At 48.6% G+C, this 4,851-nt stretch carries 4 protein-coding genes and 1 pseudogene; all 5 read right to left on the reverse strand.

The annotated features are described in order from the left end of the window. The coding region (gene hisH, locus Q0338_RS09085; protein WP_298086473.1) for an imidazole glycerol phosphate synthase subunit HisH at positions 1–571 on the reverse strand (571 nt) is incomplete at its 3' end. Continuing rightward, complete coding sequence (locus tag Q0338_RS09090) at positions 568–1,464, reverse strand: PDC sensor domain-containing protein (RefSeq protein WP_298086474.1); 897 nt, start codon at positions 1,462–1,464, stop codon at positions 568–570. The genes Q0338_RS09090 and hisH, both read right to left, overlap by 4 nt. 2 nt (positions 1,465–1,466) lie before the next feature. Then, positions 1,467–3,245 (reverse strand): UDP-N-acetylglucosamine 4,6-dehydratase (configuration-retaining), encoded by a 1,779-nt coding sequence (gene pglF / locus Q0338_RS09095; protein ID WP_298086475.1) that lies wholly within the window; start codon positions 3,243–3,245, stop codon positions 1,467–1,469. Next, positions 3,246–4,334, reverse strand: a complete 1,089-nt coding sequence (gene pglE, locus Q0338_RS09100) for a UDP-N-acetylbacillosamine transaminase (RefSeq protein WP_298086476.1) — start codon at positions 4,332–4,334, stop codon at positions 3,246–3,248. A gap of 234 nt (positions 4,335–4,568) precedes the next feature. Beyond that, positions 4,569–4,851, reverse strand: a pseudogene (gene pglD, locus Q0338_RS09105) (UDP-N-acetylbacillosamine N-acetyltransferase); the annotation flags it as partial.

A 4,851-nucleotide genomic window follows, 5' to 3' on the forward strand; every position in this document is an offset into this window, starting at 1 on the left:
CATGGCTCTTTTCGGGGTGCGGCTGAAAGCCGAAAATATTATCTTTACACACCGCGCTTACGAATTTATAGCCGTATTCGCTAAAGCCAAGCGCCGCATCGTCCTCGCAAACTACGTGATAAGAGTGCACGAAGTATAAATACTCGCTGGCCGCCAGATCCTTATTTATCGGCGTTTGCTTGGTAAAATTTATCGTATTCCACCCCGTATGAGGCACCTTTAGCGGAGCGTCAAATTTGGACGGGTCAAATTTAACCACTCTCCCTTTTACGAGCCCAAGTCCCTCATTTACGCCAAATTCCTCGCTTTGCTCAAAAAGTAGCTGCATACCCAGACAAATGCCCAAAAACGGCTTTCCGCCGGCTACGGCTTCTTTTATCGCGGGGATAAAATTTCTATCTTTTAGCTTTTGCATCGCTTCGCCAAAAGCTCCGACTCCTGGCAAAATAATCTTATCAAATTTACCCAGCTCCTCGCCGCGACCGACGAGTTTCGCCTTTAAATTTAAACTCTCAAACGCGTTTAAAACGCTCCTTAAATTTCCCGCGCCGTAGTCGATGATGCCGATCAATGCGAGCTCCTTTGCTTGGTAGCAAAAAGATAAACGCTAAGCGCGACCATCAGCATCGCAACGCCGCCGATGAGATAGATCGCGTTTATGATGTGATCTGGCGCCGTGATGGCAAATTTAAACACGAGCATCAGCGCCTCGATCGCAAGCGCGATGATGATCGAGCCGATAAAACGCAGCATCGTTTTATTTTCGCCGTTATCGCCATGCTTTCCTTTTCCGAGCACCTCTTCCTCAAATATCGCTTTAACCAAGTCAAAGATCGCAAGCGCCAGCGTCAGCACGATCGTGGTTTCAAACATCTCCTCGACGTTAATGTTCATAAAATCTTTAGACAAAAATCTCTTTAGCCCGTCTACAAAAAGAAATGCCGCCACCATAAAAAGCGCGACCGCAAACGCGGCATAAACGACCTTTAGAAATTTGCCGAAGTAGCTCTCTAGCTTGCCGTGGGAGGCGATGGCTAGGATATTTTCTAGCGAAACGTCGATACACGCGACGAATTTTAGCTCTCCCTTATCATCATATATCGGAGTGGACGCCGTCACGCACAGCTCGCCCGTTAGCGAGGACGGGTACGGGTCGCTTAGCACGCAGCGCTTCTCGCGCACCGCGGTGTAATAATAAGACTTATTGCTGCAGTTTTCGCCGCCGCCGGCTTTGTATTTTTCGTTTAGGCTCACGGCGTCGCCTATTTGCACGCCGTTTGCGTCAAGCACGTAAAACGCGTCAAAGCCCTCTATCTCGTGCGCCATTTTATCAAAGCCGCTTTTTATCGACTCGGCGTTTACCCCCGGCAGCCTGTTTGGCAAATTTTTACTAAAAAGATAGCATATATAGGCTCTAGCCTTGTATCTTAACTCCGAAAACCTCTGTATATCTTGTAACGTCAAATTTATTCCTTATTTAGCGCGTGATTAAACTCCGGCACGATCTCTTTGAGCGCCGCCGCGACGTCGTCCGCGTGCGTTAAATTTTTGATTTGTTCATTTAGTTTAGCTACGTCGTATTTGCTAGAGTGCGTCACGAAAATAGACTGAAACTCGGTTTTTACGTCGTCTTTGTTTATTAAAAGCTCCTCGTAAAGCTTCTCGCCCGGACGAAGGCCGACGAATTCGACGCCCAGGTGCTCTTTGTTTGATAAAATCAGCATTTTTTTAGCTAGATCGGCGATCTTTATCGGCTCACCCATATCAAGCACGAAAAGCTCGCCGCCTTTTGCGATCGAAGCAGCCTGAAGCACGAGCTGACAGGCCTCGGAAACTAGCATAAAATACCTCGTGATATCAGGGTGCGTGACGGTTAGCGGTTTATTGTTTTCGATTTGCTCTTTAAATTTCGGTATTACGCTGCCGCTTGAGCCTAGCACGTTACCGAAGCGCACCGCGACGATCTCGGTTTTAGCAGGCAAATTCGAGTTTAGCGCGTAAAGCTCGCACACGCGTTTAGTCGCGCCCATGATATTCGTCGGGCGCACGGCCTTATCGGATGAGATCATCACGACCTTGCTAACGCCGTATTCGATAGATAAATCGATCAAAATTTTAGTGCCGATTATGTTATTTACGACCGCTGCTTTCGGGTTTGCTTCGCAAAGCGGCACGTGCTTATAAGCTGCGGCATGGATCGCGATCTGCGGTCTAAACTCCTCAAAAACAGCGCGCAGATCAGCTTCGTTTACGATATTTATCATCTTGCTCACGGTTTTGTCGCTGTGAGTTATCTCGCCGATTTTATAGAGATTAAACTCGCTGTGATCGATCATGATTAGCTTGCTTACGCCAAATTTGAGGCACTGCTTGCAAATTTCGCTACCGATACTGCCGCCTGCGCCCGTAACTAAAACGACCTTACCGCCTAAAAACTTCTCCACCGCGCTGCTATCTAGGTCTTTTGGCTTTCTAGCTAGCAGATCCTCGATCGAGATATCCTTGATAGCGTCCTTACCGGTGCCAAACATAGAAAAAATCTTGATATCGCGGATACCGTAAGCCGTAAGCTCGTCAAAAAGCTCCGCTAGCTCGTCTTGACCGAGCGCTAGCGCGATGATGGCGGTTTTTACGTTGTATTCTTTGATCAAATTTGCGATTTCGCTCTTTGGCTGCACCAAAAATCCGTCGCAGTAAGTGCCGACCAGATCGCTCCTGCCGTCTACTACGCCCACGGCATAAAGGTCGATGTAGCCCTGCCTAAGTCCCTTTAAAACGTGAAGCGCCTTTGACGTAGCGCCGATAACGACGCATGGCTCGCCCGTGTGCGGCTTTTTAGAAAAGTCTAAAAACATACGCTTGGCGATCCTTAAATTTCCGATTAGCAGGCACGAGATGATAAAGTCTATAAAAACCACGCTTCGCGGAAACGGGTTAAAAACCGCGGGCATCGCAAAATAAACGATCCAAAAGCAGACGATCGCGCAAAGATGAACGAGGAAAATTTTCCTCGCTTCGTTTAGTCCGAAAAATCTCCACGGCACCTTGTAAATTTTAAAAAGCCACATGAAAAATAGCTTTAAAACCACCATCGTAGCGCAGCCCGCGACCAGTCCGCCTCTAAAATAATCAGGCAGCACGCCGCTAAATCTAAGCAGATACGCCAGATAAAACGACGCGACGAATATCGCGATGTCAAAGGTTAGAAAAAACGCAAGCCGCTTTAGCTTCGTCGCCTTAAACATTTATAAATTTTCCTTTACGATTTTTACCACTCGCGCAAACTCCTCGTCCCCCATCGCAGTGCCGCTAGGCAGGCAGATACCGCGCGCAAACATCTCCTCGCTAGTCCCGTCTGTAAACGCTAGCGCCCCTTCAAACACCGGCTGCATATGCATCGGCTTCCAAAGCGGACGGCTTTCTATGTTTTCTTTAGCGAGTGCGTCTATCACGCGTAGATGCGCGCCTTTTTCTTTAAACAGCGCGGTCGTTAGCCAGCGGTTGCCGCGAGAATTTGCAATCTCTGGCATAAACTCAAGCTCAGGAAGCTCTTTTTGATATTTTTCAAAAATTTCTCGTTTTTTTATCACGCGCGCTTCCAGCACCTCCATCTGTGCCGTTCCGATCGCGCCAAGGACGTTGCTTAGGCGGTAGTTGTAGCCGTAGTCTTTGTGCTCGTAGTGCAAAAAGGGCTCCCTAGCTTGCGTGCTGTAAAATCTCGCCTTTTCCACGAGCTCTCTTTCGCCCACTAGCATGCCGCCGCCGCTTGTGGTGATGATTTTGTTGCCGTTAAAGCTATATGCGCCCAGTCGCCCGAAAGTGCCTAGCGCTTTGCCGTTCAAAAATCCGCCCAGCGCCTCGGCCGCGTCCTCGACGACGGCGATATTTTCCTGCTCGCAGATCTCGCAGATCTCTTTCATCTTGGCCGCCTGACCGTAGAGGTGCGTGACGACGAGCGCTTTTGGCTTTTTAGGCGAATTTGCGATCGCCTTTTTTAGCAGCTCGGGGCTTAGATTCCAGCTTTCATCACTATCGACAAAAACAGGCGTCGCGCCTTGATAAAGTATCGGGCTAACGGACGCCATAAAGGTAAACGTAGAGGCTAGCACCACGTCTCCCGCGCCGATACCAAGCACTCTTAGCGCCAAGTGGATCGCCGACGTGCCGGAATTTAGCGCCAAAGCATCGGGCGCGCCCGCGTAGCTTGAGACGCTCGCTTCAAATTTATTCACGTATTCGCCAAGCGGCGCGATATAGTTGCTCTTAAAAACCTCGTTTATATACTCTTGCTCTTTGCCGCTCATGTGTGGCGGGCTTAGGAAAATTCTTTGCATTATTATTCCTTAAAGAAATTTACGCATTGTAGCACTTAAAATCTAAATATTTTTATAAAAACTCGTTTAAAGTCGCTTTTAGACCGTAGAAAAAGGGAATTTTGTTAAATTTTGCATCAAAATATATTTTAAAAAGGTAAATTTGACGCCTAGCGGGATACTTTATCTATTTTGCTTGCGCCGTCCTTTGTAGCTACGAGCGCAAATTTGACGAGCGGCATTTAGCGCTCAAATTTAGCTTAAATTTCGCCTAACTTTAGCGGGATTACCGTAGGCGACGCTGCCGTCTGCGATATCTCGTACTACGACGCTGCCCGCTCCGATTATGCAGTTTGCGCCGATTTTTACGCACTGTATAGCGCAAGATCCTATGCCCACGTGCGTGTTTGCGCCCACGATCACTCCGCCTGCTAGCGCCGCGCTTGGGCTAACGTGCGCAAAATCGCCGATCTCGCAGTCATGCTCGATGATCGCGCCAGTGTTTATTATCGCGCCCTCGCCTATTACAGCGCGCGCG

The sequence above is a fragment of the uncultured Campylobacter sp. genome, from assembly GCF_938018145.1.
Taxonomy (GTDB): Bacteria; Campylobacterota; Campylobacteria; order Campylobacterales; family Campylobacteraceae; genus Campylobacter_A.

Coding starts and splice junctions, on each gene's coding strand:
- pglF (WP_298086475.1), bottom strand. CDS start 3,245: ATGTTTAAGGCGACGAAGCTAAAGCGGCTTGCGTTTTTTCTAACCTTT.
- pglE (WP_298086476.1), bottom strand. CDS start 4,334: ATGCAAAGAATTTTCCTAAGCCCGCCACACATGAGCGGCAAAGAGCAA.